This window comes from Williamsia sp., from assembly GCF_036566845.1.
Classification (GTDB): domain Bacteria; phylum Actinomycetota; class Actinomycetes; order Mycobacteriales; family Mycobacteriaceae; genus Williamsia.
On sequence record NZ_DATCVM010000188.1, the window covers coordinates 1 to 14,557 of the forward strand.

Here is a 14,557-nt window from a genome sequence, read left to right on the forward strand (position 1 = left end):
TGGTCTGGCGGTCGGTGCGGCCCACCGTCGGCGGCAGCTGGAACCTCGACGGCTACCGGGCGCTGGCCGAGCCGGTCAACGGCCAAACCCCGTGGGAGACCATGCGGTACTCCCTTGTCAGCGCCACCTGGGCGACCCTCATCGCGCTTGTCCTGGGACTGCTGGGTGCGCTGGCGCTGTCCCGGGCGAGTGGGGTGTTCGCCGGTGTGGGCACAGGTGTGGCGATGCTCCCGCTGGGGGTCAGCGCGGTGACCGTCGGCTTGGGCTATCTCGTGATCCTGAGCTCGATGCCGCGTGAGGTCGCCACCTCGCCGGCCGTGGTCCCCGCCGTCCAGGCGCTGATCGCCACCCCGCTCGTGATCCGGATCCTCGTACCCGCCATGGGTCTCGTCGACCCGCGCCTGAGGCAGGCGATGTCGACACTGGGCGCCGGCCCGTTGCGGGTCTGGTGGACCGTCGATCTCCCGATCATCAAGAGATCACTCTGTGCGGCAGCGGGTTTCGCGTTTGTGATCGCGATCGGCGAGTTCGGGGCGACCAGTTTCGTGGCCCGGCCCGACACCACCACGGTTCCGGTCCTGATCGGCACCGCCCTGTCCCGTCCGGGGTCGGGTAACTTCGGCACTGCGATGGCGTGTTCGGTGATGATGTTGGTGGTGACCGCTCTGGTGGTGGCCCTGATCGAGCTTGTCCGGCGGGATGAGGGAGGTGAGTTCTAGTGCTCGAATTGTCCTCGGTGACGGTGAATTACGGGTCGGAGGCGGTCATCTCCGATCTGGATCTGGCGATCGGTACCCGGGGCGCGACGATCACCGCCTTGCTCGGCCCGTCGGGGTGCGGCAAGTCGACACTCATCCGTGCCATCGCCGGTCTGGAGCCGCTGTCGTCCGGCACGATCACGTTCGACGGAGTCGATCTGGCCCCGATACCCACCCATCGCCGCGACTTCGGTGTGGTGTTCCAGGACGGCCAGTTGTTGCCGGGGCGCAGCATCGCCGACAACGTCGCGTACGGACTGCGGGTCCGGCGCTGGAGCAAGCCCGACATCGCCAAACGGGTGGCAGACCTGCTCGACCTGGTCGATCTGCCCGGCCTCGGCAAACGCAGAGTGGCCGAGCTGTCCGGCGGACAGCAGCAACGGGTTGCACTCGCCCGGGCGCTGGCCCCGCGGCCGCGGCTGCTCCTGCTCGATGAGCCGCTGTCCGCCCTCGATCGGCAGTTGCGTGACCGGCTCGCACTGCAGATCGCCGAGATCATCGGGGCCACCGGTACGCCGACGATCGTGGTGACCCACGACCACTCCGAGGCGGCGATGATGGCCGATCGCATCGCGGTGATGGACGGCGGCCGCATCGTCCAGGACGATCATCCCGAAAAGCTTTGGCGCGCACCGCGGTCTGCGCGGATCGCGAAGTTCATCGGTTGCACCACGGTCGTCGCGGCGACCATCTCCGCGGGTGTACTCGACAGCTCGCTCGGCCGGGTTCGCGTCGATCTGCCCGACGGCGGGGTTCGCATCGGGCTGCGCCCGGAAGCCGTCATCGCGACCGCGATCGCCGAGGGCGGCGGTGGTGTCACCGGTGTGGTCCGGCACGTGGCGTCGCTGCCCGAGGGAACCCGCGTTCGGTTGTCTGTCGCGGACGTGGAGGTGGACGCCGTCGGTGACCCGTCGCTCCGGGTGGGTGACGAGGTCTCGATCACGCTCGATCGCGACCGGATGGCCATCATCTCGGGGGCCGATGTGTCATCAAGCGAGCCGACGACATCGAACGACAGAGGATTCGACACAAGGGGAACAGTGGGCCGCAATGCGTGAGGTCGTCGCCGGTGCGGTGGTCGCCGGCGGGCGGCTCCTGCTTGCTCAGCGCATGTACCCGGTCGACGTGGCCGGGCTGTGGGAGTTGCCCGGCGGCAAGGTCGAGGTGGGGGAGACCCGGGCGCGGGCGCTCGAGCGGGAACTCGCCGAAGAACTGGGGATCACAGTGTGCGTGGCCGATCAGGTCGGGGAGCCGGTACCGCTGCGTCCGGATCTGACGCTGGTCGCGATCGCCGCGCGTTTGATCGGCGGAGAGCCCCACCCGCACGAACACGCCGCTGTCCGCTGGGTGGACGCGGCAGGCCTGCGTCGGATGGCCGACGCCGGAGAACTGGTCCCGGCCGACGCGGTGTGGCTCGATGATCTCGTCGAGCTTCTGACCTGACCGGGGAACCGCTGAGCGTGCCCCTACAGCCGCCGAGCGTGCCTTTGTTTCCGCCGGGTGGGCCTTTGTTTCCGCCGAGCGTGTCGATGAGGCTTTCGTTCGTGCAACAAGGGCACTGTCGACGGCTACAAGGGCCCGATCGACGGTTTCGCTCGGCGGTTCGATCGGCCCGATCGACGGTGTGGCAGTGGTTCAGGCTGCGCGGGAGCGCACCTTCTTGAGGGCCTTGGTGAGTTCTTTGTTCGACATGCCCTGCGCGGAGAACTTCTGCATCTTGTGGATGACAACGGGGCAGCGGAGGCATCGGGTGGAACTGCGGCAGCACTTTTTCTTCGGCTTCATCTCGCAGATGTCCGCCACTTTCTTCTTGCCCACGTACCCACCTTTCCAAGGACTGTCTTGATTGAAAGTTAGGTTAGCAGCACCTTAATTCTCCGCTGCAGGGGCATTGTGATGCCGCTCTCATTGCCCGAGAGAGTACCCTTGACTGGTTTGAGCACCTAGCTCGACGGTATTGACATGCCCACTTCACGTCCGGAGAACTTCAGTGACTGCTGCCCCCAATTTCCGCAACGTTGCGATCGTTGCGCACGTCGACCACGGGAAAACAACCCTGGTTGATGCGATGCTGCGGCAATCGGGCGTATTCGAGGAACGCGCCGAACTGGTCGACCGCGTCATGGACTCCGGTGACCTCGAACGCGAGAAGGGCATCACCATTCTCGCGAAGAACACCGCGGTGCACCGTCGTCAGCCCGACGGCACCGAGGTTGTCATCAACGTCATCGACACACCCGGCCACGCCGACTTCGGTGGTGAGGTCGAGCGCGGCCTGTCGATGGTCGACGGCGTTGTGCTCCTGGTCGACGCGTCGGAAGGTCCGCTGCCGCAGACCCGCTTCGTGCTCCGCAAGGCCCTGGCCGCGTCGCTGCCGGTGATACTCGTGGTCAACAAGACCGACCGTCCCGACGCCCGCATCGCGGAGGTTGTCGAAGAGAGCCACGACCTGCTCCTCGACCTCGCATCGGACGTCGACGACGAAGCCGCCGCTGCTGCCGAGCTCGCGCTCGACCTGCCGGTCCTCTACGCATCGGGCCGCGCGGGTGTCGCCAGCACCACCGCCCCCGAAAACGGTCAGGTCCCCGACGCCGAGAACCTCGACGCACTGTTCGACGTGCTGCTCTCGTACGTCCCCGCGCCCAAGGGTGACCTCGACGCACCGCTCCAGGCGCACGTCACCAACCTCGACGCCTCGGCGTTCCTCGGCCGCCTCGCGCTGGTCCGCCTGTACGCAGGCACCCTGAAGAAGGGCCAGACCGTGGCCTGGTTGCGGGAGGTCGACGGCGAGCCCGTCACCGAGCGCGCCAAGATCACCGAGTTGCTGGTCACCGTCGGTGTCGCACGGACACCCGCAGAGACCGCCGTCGCCGGTGACATCGTCGCCGTCGCCGGTATGACCGACATCATGATCGGTGACACCCTCACCGACGTCGACCATCCGGTGGCCCTGCCGCGGATCACCGTCGACGAGCCCGCCATCTCGGTGACGATCGGCACCAACACCTCGCCGCTGGTCGGCCGGGTCAAAGGCCACAAGCTCACCTCGCGCATGGTCAAGGATCGCCTCGACAGCGAACTCATCGGCAACGTCTCCCTGCGCGTCCTCGACATCGGTCGTCCGGACGCCTGGGAGGTTCAGGGTCGTGGCGAGCTGGCGCTGGCCATCCTCGTCGAGCAGATGCGCCGCGAAGGCTTCGAGCTGACCGTCGGCAAGCCGCAGGTTGTCACCAAGCAGGTCGACGGCAAGCTGCACGAGCCGTTCGAGCACCTCACCATCGACGTCCCCGAGGAGTACCTCGGTGCGGTCACGCAGCTGCTGGCCGCCCGTAAGGGCCGCATGGGCGACATGGCCAACCACGGCAGCGGCTGGGTCCGGATGGAGTTCATCGTTCCCTCGCGTGGCCTGATCGGTTTCCGCACCGACTTCCTCACCGAGACCCGGGGTACCGGTATCGCCAACGCCGTGTTCGACGGTTACGGCCCGTGGGCCGGCGAGATCCGCGCCCGCCACACCGGTTCGCTCGTCTCCGACCGCGCCGGAACCGTCACCCCGTTCGCGATGATCCAGCTCGCCGATCGTGGAACCTTCTTTGTCGAGCCGGGCGCCGACACCTACGAGGGCATGGTCGTGGGTATCAACCCGCGCATGGAAGACCTCGACATCAACGTCACCAAGGAGAAGAAGCTGACGAACATGCGTCAGTCCTCCGCCGACGTGATGGAGACGCTCGCCAAGCCGATCAAGCTCGAACTCGAAGCGGCGATGGAGTTCTGTACCGACGACGAGTGCGTCGAGGTCACCCCCGAGGTGGTCCGGGTGCGCAAGGTCAACCTCGATTCGAACACCCGCGCCCGCGAGCGGTCCCGTACGAAGGCCCGCAACCAGAGCGTGGGCTGAGAAGTGAAACTGAGAAGGTAGAAAGGACGCAATCGGCGGTCACTCCTCGACCGCCGATTGCGGATGTCGACCGGCGGACAGGGGAATCGGGTTTTGGGTAGACGACGGACGACTGCGACTGCGATGGCCGCGACCGCGCTGTCCTGCCTGCTGTTCCTGACAGCATGCGTCGCCGACCCGCCGCCCCCGGTGCAGCAGACCAACTCGGTCCCGCCGGAGCCGAGCGAGCCGTCGGGCCGGGTGCTGTACGTGGCCACCGACTCGATCGGCAACGGCTTCAATCCCCACCTGGCGGCCGACCAGTCGGCGGTGACCACCGCGGTGGCGGCGATGACGTTGCCGAGTTCGTTCCACCCCGTCGCCGCGGACGGCCGGGTCGTGTGGTTGATCGACGAGGCGTTGCTGACCAGCGCCGAGGTCACCGGCACCGATCCGTTCGCCGTCACCTACAAGATCCATGAGGACGCGCAGTGGTCGGACGGATTGCCGATCACCGCCGAGGATTTCATCTACCTCTGGCAGCAGATGTCGCGGCAGCCCAACGTCACCGCGCCCGCGGGCTACCGCATGATCACCGACGTGCGCAGCTCCGCAGGCGGCAAAGAAGTCACGGCCACCTTTGCGGCGCCCTTCCCGGCGTGGCGGGAACTGTTCAACGACCTGCTGCCCTCGCACGTCCTCAAAGGCGCACCCGGCGGATTCCAAACCGGTATGGACAGCGGCTACCCGGCCTCCGGGGGGCCTTTCACCATCAGCGGAATCGACCACAGCAGGGACGAAGTCCGGCTCATCCGCAACGACCGGTTCTGGCTCACACCGGCCGGCGTCGACCGGATGACCCTGCGCCGCGCCGGGACCACCAGCCAACTCGCGGATTCGATGCGATCCGGCGACACCCGGGTCGTGTCGGTCAGCGGCGGTGAAGCGCTCGGCGCCACGCTGGGAAGCATCGGTGGAGTCCTCACCGGCAAGGTCGCCCAGTCCCGCACCCTGGGCATCACGGTCAACACGCGGACGGAGTCGATGTCGAACATCGATCTTCGCCGCGCAGTCCTGGCGACCCTTGACACCAATCTCGTGACCTTCGCCGGCGCCGACGACACCGAGGTGCTCCCGGCCACCAATTCCGTCTACGCGCCGTCTGATCCGGGGTACTACCCGGTGCCGCGGCCGGTGGTCACGCCCGAAGAGATCGAAGGCTGGCTGGGCGCAGCGGGATATCAGCGCGGCCCGGTGATCCCGGCACCCGAACCGCCGACGGTGTCCGGTGAACCGAGTACCAGCTCGGTGGAGCCGACGCCGACGAGCACCACCGGCGAGACGTCGACGACCCCGCCGAGCGATCTGCCAACGCTGCCCGCCGGGACGCAACCGGTCGAGAAGCCGAACGGTGACTCCCTGGTGGTCCGGGTCGGGTCGGTCCAGGGAGATCTACGGACCGGCGCTGCGGCGGCCAACATCGTCGACCAGTTGAACCGTGCGGGGATCCGCGCCACGAGTGTGGCCCTGTCGACGGCCGACCTGTACAGCTCGGGCCTGACCGGACGGCAGGTCGACCTGGTGGTCGGCTGGAGCCGAGCCGGGGAATCACCGGCCACGGTGCTCGCGTCGAACACCGAGTGTCTGCGTGCCGAAGAAGATGGATCCACAGAGTCGAGTTCCGTACCGGACTCGACTGCTCCGACGACGACCAGCGCCGCCGGGGACCCATCGGTCACCTCCTCGACGGCTCCGTCGTCGGAGACCGAGGAGTCGCGCAGCGAACCTCGCTACACCAGCAACGTGTCGGGCCTGTGCGACCCGGAGCTGCAGGCGATCGCGACGCGGGCCATCTCTGCCGATGATCCGACCGAGGACCTGCGTACCGCGCAGCGCCTGCTCGACGAGCGTGCGGTGTATCTGCCGGTGTATCAGGACGTCCTGACCACCGCCGTCTCTCCCTTGGTCACCGGCGCCCCGGTCATCGGACCGGTGCAGACCGGCATCTACGGTGACTCCGCGGGCTGGCGCCAGCAGACCGGTAACTGAGAAAGCGAAACCGTAAACCATGAATCGTCTGTTGCTCGTTCATGCCCATCCGGACGACGAGACCATCACCACCGGCGGCACCATCGCCACATACCTCGACGCCGGCGCCGAAGTCACCGTGGTCACGTGCACGCTCGGTGAGGAGGGTGAGGTGATCGGTGACCGGTGGAGTGGCCTGGTCGCCGACGGCGGAGCCGACCAGCTGGGTGGCTACCGGATCATGGAGCTGACCGATGCGCTGGCCGAGCTGAGCCCCGATCCGTTTGCCCCGGTGGAACCGCTGTTCCTCGGTGGTGCCGGACGCTGGCGGGATTCAGGGATGTCGGGGGCACAATCGAACGATCACGAGCGCGCCTTCATCGCCGCCGGTGCCGAGACGCCCGCCGGGATCCTGGCAGATCTGATCCGCGAACTGCGCCCTCAGGTGGTGGTCGGCTACGACCCCGTCGGCAGCTACGGCCATCCCGACCACATCCAGGTCCATGCCATTGCTCACGCCGCGATCGAACTCGCCGCCGCCGGGGCTGATGGATGGTCGGTGTCCAAGCTCTACTGGACCGTCACCGAGGAATCCGCGCTGGAGGCCGGTCTCGCCGACGCTCAGGGCCGGGTCCCGAAGGAGTGGCGCATGCCGACACCGGGAGAGTTGCCCAGTCATCCCGATGCCGAGATCACCACGGCGATCGACGTACGGGGGGTCTACGATCGCAAGGTGCGGGCGCTGAGCGCCCACGCAACACAGGTGACCGTGTCCGCGTCGGGCACCGAATACGCGTTGTCCAACAACATCATCCAGCCGATTTTTGCCGAGGAACACTTCATGCTGGTCGCCGGAGAGCTGGGACCGACCGATGAGTCCGGACGTGAAACCGACCTGTTCGGCGGTCTCTGATGCCCGGATCCCTGGTGCGCTGGGCCCTGTTGGGTCTGCTGTGGCTCGACGGCTTTCTGGTGGGCGTCATGGCGCTGGCATTCCTGCCGTTGCACATCGGCTCGGTGCCGTTCCCGATCAGCGCAGTGCTCGCGGCGATCGCGAACTGCATCCTGCTGTGGTGTAGCGCCACCCTCTCCGAAGGTTTTGCCCGATTCGGTGCGCTGATCGCGTTCATGATCGCGTTCTTCGTACTCGCAGCGGGCGGGCCCGGCGGTGACATCGTTGTGCCCCAGGATCTGACCGTCTTCCTGCTCCTCGGCCTCGGGCTCGTGGCACCGGTGTTCGTGGCGTTCACGGGCTGGCTGCCCGACACCAAGGGTGCGGCAAAGCCGGTGGTGGCGGGGTCGGGGGAATGATCTGCCACCCATGCAGCATTATCAGGGAGTGACCTCGCAGATCCCCGAAGCCCTCGGTACGCCATCGGATCCGACGCCGCTACCCGATCCGGCGATGCCGCCACGTCCCGGTGCCGTCGCCGAGGCGCGTCCCGCCCGGCACACGATCAGGCGGGTCCTCTCCCAGCTGGAAGAGGGCACCGAACTCGATGTCGACCGGGCCGCCATCCTGCTCGCCGCGCGCGGAGACGAACTCACCGAACTCTGCGCGATAGCGGCCGGGATCCGTGACGCCGGTCTGATCGCCGAGGGACGCGAGCGGCAGATCAGCTACTCGCGGAAGGTGTTCATCCCCCTGACCAGGCTGTGCCGCGACCGGTGCCACTACTGCACGTTTGTGACCGTGCCGGGCAAACTGGCCCGCGACGGCCACGGCATGTACCTCGAGATCGAGGAGGTCCTCGAGATCGCCCGCAGCGGCGCCGAGATGGGATGCAAAGAGGCCTTGTTCACACTCGGCGACCGGCCGGAGGAGCGGTGGCCCGAAGCCCGGCAATGGCTCACCGAGCGCGGATACTCCTCGACGCTGGACTACGTCCGGGCCGCCTCGATCCGGGTCCTCGAGGAGACGGGGTTGCTGCCGCACCTCAATCCCGGGGTGATGAGTGTCGACGAGATGGCCCGGCTCAAACCCGTGGCGCCGTCGATGGGCATGATGCTCGAGACCACCGCACGCCGGCTCTTCACCGACAAGGGCAATGCGCACTACGGCAGCCCTGACAAGGATCCCGAGGTCCGTAAGCAGGTACTCATCGATGCGGGCCGGCTCTCGGTGCCGTTCACCACCGGAATCCTCGTGGGCATCGGGGAGGACCTCACCGAGCGCGCCGATTCGCTGATCGAGTTGCACAAGGTGCAGGAGGCGTTCGGCAACATCCAGGAAGTGATCGTGCAGAACTTCCGGGCCAAGCCTGACACGGCGATGCGCGGTGTCGCCGATGCCGAGTTCGATGAGTTCCTCGCAGCCGTCGCGGTCGCCAGGATCATCTTGGGCCCGCGGATGCGGATCCAGGCACCGCCGAATCTGGTGTCGCCGGCCGAATGTGCCGCGCTGGTCGGTGCCGGCGTGGACGATTGGGGTGGCGTGTCACCGCTGACGCCGGACCACGTCAATCCCGAACGGCCCTGGCCGAATCTGGATTCGCTGGCACAGATCACCGCCGACACCGGGTATGTCCTGACCGAACGTGTTGCGGCGCAGCCCCGGTACATTCTGGCGGGCTCTCCCTGGATCGACGAGCGGATCATGGACCACGTGTGGGCGCTGGCCGACCCCGAGACGGGGCTGGCTGCCGACGTCATCCCCACCGGTCGTCCTTGGAGCGAATCGGGCGAGGACCTCGAACCCCTCGACGAAGGTCTGCGTACTGTATGAAACTGCCGCTGCCGTCCCCAAAGCCACTCTCGGACAAGGACGTTGCAGGTCTGCTGCATCGGTCGACCGGGGTGATGAATCTGGTACTCGATGTGGTCGACAGTGACCCTTTCGGTGTCAAAGGCCGGACATTCCGGGGTTCGGATCAGCAGTCCGATCGCGCGGACGAAGCCCTTGTCGCCAAGGTCCTCGGCACCGTCGACGGCTCGCTGGTGTGGGCGGCCGACGCCACCGGATTGCCCGGCACCGCGAAGTGGGCCGGGTGGACACCGGCTCAGCGGCGCGACTGGTGGATCGGAAGGGTCGGTGCCCTCACGACCGTCGGTGTCGCCTACCCGGGTGTCTTCGGACCGTTGGTGAATCGGCTGCCGGTCCAGACCGTTTTGGGCTTCGGGAACCAGGCGCTGCTGCTGTGTGCGGTCGCCCGCGCCTACGGCATCGACGATCGATACCGCCAGACCGACCTGCTGGCGGAGGTTCTGTGCCGCCGGACGGTGGACGCGCGAGCACTGCTCACGGGTGAGCCAGGCGACGGCACCGACGTACTGGTGAGTGAGATGTGGTCGGGCATCGAGAGGTCGCGTGCGGTTCTCGGCGATCTCGAGCGCCGGCCGTCCTCGAAACAACCGTGGCGGATGCTGACCGGATTGCCCCTGGTCGGCGCGCTCGCCGGCTACATCGGCGAAAGCGATGCACTTCGACGCGCGTCGAATGCGGTTGTCCGAGAGGTTGTTTGAGGCGGCGGTCCTCTGCCGCTAGCGCGAGGTGCCGCTGATACCCGCGGCGATCAGCGCCTCGTGGCCGCCGACGACGTCGGTGGCGCGGTGCAGGCCGAGCAGTTGCAGTGACGCCGCCGCCAGGCTGGAGGTGTAGCCCTGCGAACAGATCACAACCCAGGGAACGTCGTGATCGACCGCTTCGGGGATCCGTGCGTCGGAGGCCGGGTCGAGTCGCCATTCGAGGACGTTGCGCTCGATCACCAGCGCACCGTCGAACTCACCTTCTTGCGCGCGCTGCGCCGCCGGACGGATGTCGACGACCAGTGCGCCGTCGGCCAGCCTGGCCGGGAGATCCGGCGCGCTGATCCGGTCGAGTCCGGCGCGCGCTTGCAGGAGGAGGTCGTCGATGGTGGTCACCACACTCATGCTGCACCACCGTCGGTGAGAACGGTCTTCGTCCGGCGAAGTGACTGTGCGTCGGTCACCTCGTAGTACGACATCGCGCTCAGCGGCGGGGAGTAGGCGTGCACGCTCAGGGTGGGTTCGCTGGTGACCGGGGCACCGGGGCTGCGGACCACGTCGTGCACCCAGCCGAGCGGGAACGAGGCCTGATCGCCTTCGTCGAGGGTGCGGGCGCGCAGTTGGCTCCCGGTCCAGCGATATTCGGCCAGGGCGCCGGAGAGGACCGTCAGCGCACCCAGGGATCCGGCGTGGTCGTGGAGGTCGGTCGACTCGTCGGGGGTCCAGCTGATCAGCCAAACGTCGACGTCGTCGTCGTAGTGCAGCCGGGTGGACCACCGGTTCTCGCAGTCCCAGTACTGCGGTAACAGGTGGTCGTAGCGGCCGTCGATCACGTCGGAGGCGCCCTGATCTGTCAATCGCAGCAGGTCAGCGGGGCGAAGTCGGGTCGGGAGGTGATGGTTGGGTACTCCGGCCACGGACGGTCGGGACAAGGTGGAGGTCATGCGTGCAGGCTCCTGGAGAAGGTTCGAATGAGGGCAGGGTTGCGGTCAGCAACAACACATTCGGTTCCAGAGGAGAGTTCGGCGCGCGGTCACATTGATCACAGTGCCTTCGGACCTGGTTCCGGTAAAGATTTATGCGCTCATTGATTTGAAACCCGCGTCCTGCGGCGAACTGTGCGCGACGTGCGCCGCCCGACTCGCGGACAGGGGGTGGGGTCGGTTTTGATTTGAAATCGGTGACGCGGATACTGGAAAGCGACAAGCGGGTAGCCGACGTCTTCTCGGTCGAAGGCATGCCCGCTTTTGAGCGCGTACAGCCCACGCGAACGAAACTGAATTGATGAGGAGGGTTGTCGGTGACATACATCATCGCTGAGCCTTGCGTTGACGTCTTGGACAAGGCCTGCGTGGAGGAATGCCCCGTCGACTGCATCTACGAGGGCGAACGGATGCTCTACATCCAGCCCGACGAGTGCGTCGACTGTGGTGCCTGTGAGCCGGTGTGCCCGGTCGAGGCGATCTTCTACGAAGACGATGTGCCCGACGAGTGGGAACCGTATGTGAACGCCAACGTCGACTTCTTCGACGATCTGGGTTCACCGGGTGGGGCCAGCAAACTGGGCAAGGTCGCGTACGACTCTCCGTTTGTGAAGGCACTGCCACCCATGAACACCGAGGAATGATCGTCGGATGACGTCGATGCGTGGCCGGACCCCCGTCTCGTCGCGGTTGCCGGAGTTTCCCTGGGACACGCTCGCCGAGGCCAAGGAGCGTGCCGGTCGGCATCCCGACGGCATCGTCGACCTCTCGGTGGGTACCCCGGTCGATCCGGTGGACCCCCTGATCCGTGATGCCCTCTACGCATCCTCGGATTTCCCCGGGTATCCGGTCACGATCGGTACCACGATGGTCCGGACCGCCGCGTGCACGTCGCTGGAGCGCCGCCACGGGATCACCGGCCTCGACAACTCGATGATCTTGCCGGTGATCGGGACCAAAGAAGTCATCGCCGGTTTGCCTGCGACGCTCGGGATCGGTGCCGGCGATGACGTGGTCATCCCGGAGATCGCCTATCCGACATACGAGGTCGGTGCGTTGCTGGCCGGTGCCCGGCCGGTGCGGGCCGATTCACTGACCCAGCTCGGGCCGAGTTCGCCCGCGCTCATCTATCTGAACTCGCCGTCCAACCCCACCGGCAAGGTGCTGCCCGTCGAACACCTGCGCAAGGTGGTGCAGTGGGCACGTGAGCGGGGCACGATCGTCGTCTCCGACGAGTGCTACCTCGGTCTGGCCTGGGACGACGAGCCGGTGTCGATTCTCGATCCACGGGTCACCGACGGTGACTTCACCGGGTTGCTGGCCGTGCATTCGCTCTCGAAGACCTCGAACCTGGCGAGCTACCGGGCCGGTTTCCTGGCCGGTGATCCGGCTCTGATCAGCGAACTGCTCGCGGTCCGCAAGCACGCGGGTCTGATCGTCCCGTTCCCGGTGCAGGGTGCGATGGCGGCGGCACTCGACGACGACACCCACACCGCGCAGCAGCGGGAGCGCTACCGGTCCCGACGCGAGGTCCTGCGCGCGGCCGTACTCGCCGCCGGGTTGCGCATCGACGATTCCGCGGCCGGCCTGTACCTCTGGGCCACCCGCGACGAAGACAGTCGCGCCACCGTCGACTGGCTGGCCGATCGCGGCATCCTGGCGGCGCCGGGTGACTTCTACGGTCCCCGCGGAACCCGCCACGTTCGGCTGGCGCTCACCGCAACCGACGAACGGATCGCCGCTGCGGCGAAGCGCCTGACCGTCTGACCTGCGCAGTTCCCATTTGTTGCACATCTGAGGCCATTCCGTTACCCCGGGACGCCAACTTTCGGAGAAGCTGTGTCAACAGCTGATGGATCTTTCGAAATTGTCAGCGGTACAACGGATTTGACAGTGGCCAACGTTGTCCACTCCCTTCGAGTGGGAGGTGGGGTCATGGCCACACAGATCGCCGGTTCCTCGATTGCCTGGCGGGCCCCGATAGCCGCCACACTGACCGACCTCGCAGAGTCCGGGTCGCTCCGCTTCACCGAGGTCGTCGCAGAGAACCTCACGCCCGGAGCCCTGCCCGAATCGCTGCTCGCCCTGCGTGATCAGGGCGTCGTGGTGATTCCGCACGGTGTGGGTCTCGGCCTCGCCGGCGCTGACCTTCCCGATGGCGGTCGGCTGGCCCGACTGCGTGATCTGGCCCGCGAACTCGGTGCGCCGCTGGTCAGCGAACACATCGCCTTCGTTCGCGCTGCCGACACTCCCGACCCGTTGCACGGCGACCTCCTCGAAGCCGGTCATCTGCTGCCACCGCCGCGTACGAGGGCCGCACTGACCGTGCTGTGCGACAACATCTCCCGGGCGCAGGAGGTTCTGGGTGTGCCGCTCGCACTGGAGAACATCGCGGCTCTGATCAGTTGGCCCGAAGACGAGTTCGACGAGCCGGAGTATCTCGCTGACATCGTGCGGCGGACCGGTGCGTCACTCGTGCTCGACGTGGCGAACCTGTTTGCCAGCGCGACTGCCCTTGGCGGCGATCCCTTCGAGCAACTCGACCGTTTCCCGCTGGGGGCCATCGCTTATGTGCACACCGCCGGTGGCCGCTTCCGCGACGACAGGTACATCGACACGCATGACGACCACATGGTGGATGACGTGATCGGCCTGCTCTCGGCGTTCATCGAGAGTTGCCACCGTAGCGGCCTGCCGGTACCGGGCATCGTGCTCGAACGCGATGGCGCGGTCACCGAGTCGGCGGTACTCGGCGACCTGCGGGTGATCAACCGGGTTCTCGAGGAAGGCCGGGTCGATGCCTTCACCATCCCCGCTTGACGAGGCCCGAGCGGCTCTGTCGTCGCGCCAACGCGAGGTGGTCGGCGACCTGTTGGCCGGACGGGTCCCGAGTGGCTTCGATCCGATCGGGTCTGCGCTCACCAGCGACATACTCATCGACAAACGCGCGTCGGCGGCGCGCCGGGCCGGACCGCAACTCGCCGAACTCCCGCAGTGGCGGGACCGGTTTCGGCGCTATGCACAACAGACAGCGGCCCGCGGCGGGTGCGCCCACGAGGACGTCGCCGCCTTCACCAGATGGCTGGCCGCTCGCAGCGACACCGACCGGCGCACCCGGGACTGGCTCGCCGTGGAGGACGTCTACGACGGCACCCGCCGGGCGGCCTGGGTCCGGCATCGCGGTCGACGTGAGTTTGTCCTCGGAATCGGTTCCAGGACAAGAGTTTTTGCAATCAAACAAGCAAGAGAAGGTGATAAGGAGGGGTTGTCATGACCGTATTGGTGATCATGGCGGTGGTGGTGGGCGTCATCTGGCTGTGCATCGGCGCAGCGGTCTCGGCTTCGCACGGGACGAGCCGACCGCGACGGCGCCGAGGGACGTCATCGTCGGGCGGCGACAGCTTTTTTTCCTGGGGCGACGGGGGCTCAGGAGGTGACGGCGG

Annotated in this window: 15 protein-coding genes and 1 pseudogene; 13 read left to right on the forward strand and 3 right to left on the reverse strand. The window is 66.9% G+C overall.

Going from position 1 to position 14,557, the window contains the following annotated elements:
• From VIQ49_RS18140 to VIQ49_RS18150, 3 genes are all read left to right on the forward strand, one after another.
• Window positions 1-719 (forward strand): ABC transporter permease (locus VIQ49_RS18140; RefSeq protein ID WP_414731660.1); only part of this gene is annotated, 719 nt, incomplete at its 5' end.
• Window positions 719-1,816 carry an ABC transporter ATP-binding protein gene (locus VIQ49_RS18145; RefSeq protein ID WP_331887103.1) on the forward strand — a complete coding sequence of 366 codons (1,098 nt, stop codon included), beginning with the start codon at window positions 719-721 and terminating at the stop codon, window positions 1,814-1,816. The genes VIQ49_RS18140 and VIQ49_RS18145, both read left to right, overlap by 1 nt.
• On the forward strand, window positions 1,809-2,201 hold the full coding sequence (locus tag VIQ49_RS18150) for an NUDIX domain-containing protein (RefSeq protein ID WP_331887105.1): 393 nt from the start codon (window positions 1,809-1,811) through the stop codon (window positions 2,199-2,201). The genes VIQ49_RS18145 and VIQ49_RS18150 overlap by 8 nt, the downstream gene beginning before the upstream one ends.
• A 192-nt stretch (window positions 2,202-2,393) precedes the next feature.
• Here VIQ49_RS18150 and VIQ49_RS18155 read toward each other — a convergent pair whose 3' ends face one another.
• Complete coding sequence (locus VIQ49_RS18155; protein WP_331887129.1) at window positions 2,394-2,576, reverse strand: hypothetical protein; 183 nt, start codon at window positions 2,574-2,576, stop codon at window positions 2,394-2,396.
• A gap of 172 nt (window positions 2,577-2,748) precedes the next feature.
• Between VIQ49_RS18155 and typA the strand changes: the two genes are divergently transcribed.
• The 6 genes and pseudogenes from typA (at window position 2,749) to VIQ49_RS18185 (ending at window position 10,128) form a co-directional block, all read left to right on the forward strand.
• Complete coding sequence (gene typA / locus VIQ49_RS18160) at window positions 2,749-4,659, forward strand: translational GTPase TypA (protein WP_331887107.1); 1,911 nt, start codon at window positions 2,749-2,751, stop codon at window positions 4,657-4,659.
• Window positions 4,660-4,782: 123 nt separating this feature from the next.
• The gene (locus tag VIQ49_RS18165; RefSeq protein WP_331887109.1) at window positions 4,783-6,687 is read left to right on the forward strand and encodes an ABC transporter family substrate-binding protein; all 1,905 of its coding nucleotides are present in this window, start codon (window positions 4,783-4,785) and stop codon (window positions 6,685-6,687) included.
• 19 nt (window positions 6,688-6,706) lie between these two features.
• Entirely contained in the window at window positions 6,707-7,579 is an 873-nt protein-coding gene (mshB, locus tag VIQ49_RS18170; RefSeq protein WP_331887111.1) for an N-acetyl-1-D-myo-inositol-2-amino-2-deoxy-alpha-D-glucopyranoside deacetylase, read from the forward strand.
• Window positions 7,579-7,977 (forward strand): facilitated glucose transporter, encoded by a 399-nt coding sequence (locus tag VIQ49_RS18175; RefSeq protein WP_331887113.1) that lies wholly within the window; start codon window positions 7,579-7,581, stop codon window positions 7,975-7,977. The genes mshB and VIQ49_RS18175 overlap by 1 nt, the downstream gene beginning before the upstream one ends.
• 10 nt (window positions 7,978-7,987) lie before the next feature.
• A pseudogene (gene cofG, locus VIQ49_RS18180) lies at window positions 7,988-9,361 on the forward strand (7,8-didemethyl-8-hydroxy-5-deazariboflavin synthase CofG); the annotation flags it as partial.
• A 26-nt stretch (window positions 9,362-9,387) separates the two neighbouring features.
• On the forward strand, window positions 9,388-10,128 hold the full coding sequence (locus VIQ49_RS18185) for a hypothetical protein (protein ID WP_331887115.1): 741 nt from the start codon (window positions 9,388-9,390) through the stop codon (window positions 10,126-10,128).
• An 18-nt stretch (window positions 10,129-10,146) separates the two neighbouring features.
• Here VIQ49_RS18185 and VIQ49_RS18190 read toward each other — a convergent pair whose 3' ends face one another.
• Both VIQ49_RS18190 and VIQ49_RS18195 read right to left on the reverse strand, forming a co-directional pair.
• The gene (locus VIQ49_RS18190; protein WP_331887117.1) at window positions 10,147-10,536 is read right to left on the reverse strand and encodes a rhodanese-like domain-containing protein; all 390 of its coding nucleotides are present in this window, start codon (window positions 10,534-10,536) and stop codon (window positions 10,147-10,149) included.
• Window positions 10,533-11,075: a cysteine dioxygenase family protein gene (locus VIQ49_RS18195; RefSeq protein WP_331887119.1), complete on the reverse strand. Its 543-nt coding sequence runs from the start codon at window positions 11,073-11,075 to the stop codon at window positions 10,533-10,535. The genes VIQ49_RS18190 and VIQ49_RS18195 overlap by 4 nt, the downstream gene beginning before the upstream one ends.
• A gap of 356 nt (window positions 11,076-11,431) precedes the next feature.
• Between VIQ49_RS18195 and fdxA the strand changes: the two genes are divergently transcribed.
• The 4 genes from fdxA to VIQ49_RS18215 all read left to right on the forward strand — a co-directional run bounded on the left by fdxA (window position 11,432) and on the right by VIQ49_RS18215 (window position 14,388).
• Window positions 11,432-11,758: a ferredoxin gene (fdxA, locus tag VIQ49_RS18200; RefSeq protein ID WP_331887121.1), complete on the forward strand. Its 327-nt coding sequence runs from the start codon at window positions 11,432-11,434 to the stop codon at window positions 11,756-11,758.
• A gap of 7 nt (window positions 11,759-11,765) precedes the next feature.
• On the forward strand, window positions 11,766-12,881 hold the full coding sequence (gene dapC, locus VIQ49_RS18205) for a succinyldiaminopimelate transaminase (protein WP_331887123.1): 1,116 nt from the start codon (window positions 11,766-11,768) through the stop codon (window positions 12,879-12,881).
• Window positions 12,882-13,049: 168 nt separating this feature from the next.
• Window positions 13,050-13,934, forward strand: coding sequence for a DUF692 family multinuclear iron-containing protein (locus tag VIQ49_RS18210; RefSeq protein WP_331887125.1), 885 nt, complete (start codon window positions 13,050-13,052; stop codon window positions 13,932-13,934).
• Entirely contained in the window at window positions 13,912-14,388 is a 477-nt protein-coding gene (locus VIQ49_RS18215) for a hypothetical protein (protein ID WP_331887127.1), read from the forward strand. Before VIQ49_RS18210 ends, VIQ49_RS18215 begins: the two co-directional genes overlap by 23 nt.
• The last annotated feature ends 169 nt before the right edge of the window (window positions 14,389-14,557 follow it).

Bases quoted from the DNA above. Each gene is read 5' to 3' on its own strand.
- mshB (WP_331887111.1), top strand. From the start codon at position 6,707: ATGAATCGTCTGTTGCTCGTTCATGCCCATCCGGACGACGAGACCATC.
- VIQ49_RS18215 (WP_331887127.1), top strand. From the start codon at position 13,912: ATGCCTTCACCATCCCCGCTTGACGAGGCCCGAGCGGCTCTGTCGTCG.
- VIQ49_RS18195 (WP_331887119.1), bottom strand. From the start codon at position 11,075: ATGACCTCCACCTTGTCCCGACCGTCCGTGGCCGGAGTACCCAACCAT.
- VIQ49_RS18175 (WP_331887113.1), top strand. From the start codon at position 7,579: ATGCCCGGATCCCTGGTGCGCTGGGCCCTGTTGGGTCTGCTGTGGCTC.
- VIQ49_RS18190 (WP_331887117.1), bottom strand. From the start codon at position 10,536: ATGAGTGTGGTGACCACCATCGACGACCTCCTCCTGCAAGCGCGCGCC.
- VIQ49_RS18165 (WP_331887109.1), top strand. From the start codon at position 4,783: ATGGCCGCGACCGCGCTGTCCTGCCTGCTGTTCCTGACAGCATGCGTC.
- VIQ49_RS18185 (WP_331887115.1), top strand. From the start codon at position 9,388: ATGAAACTGCCGCTGCCGTCCCCAAAGCCACTCTCGGACAAGGACGTT.
- VIQ49_RS18150 (WP_331887105.1), top strand. From the start codon at position 1,809: ATGCGTGAGGTCGTCGCCGGTGCGGTGGTCGCCGGCGGGCGGCTCCTG.
- dapC (WP_331887123.1), top strand. From the start codon at position 11,766: ATGACGTCGATGCGTGGCCGGACCCCCGTCTCGTCGCGGTTGCCGGAG.
- VIQ49_RS18210 (WP_331887125.1), top strand. From the start codon at position 13,050: ATGGCCACACAGATCGCCGGTTCCTCGATTGCCTGGCGGGCCCCGATA.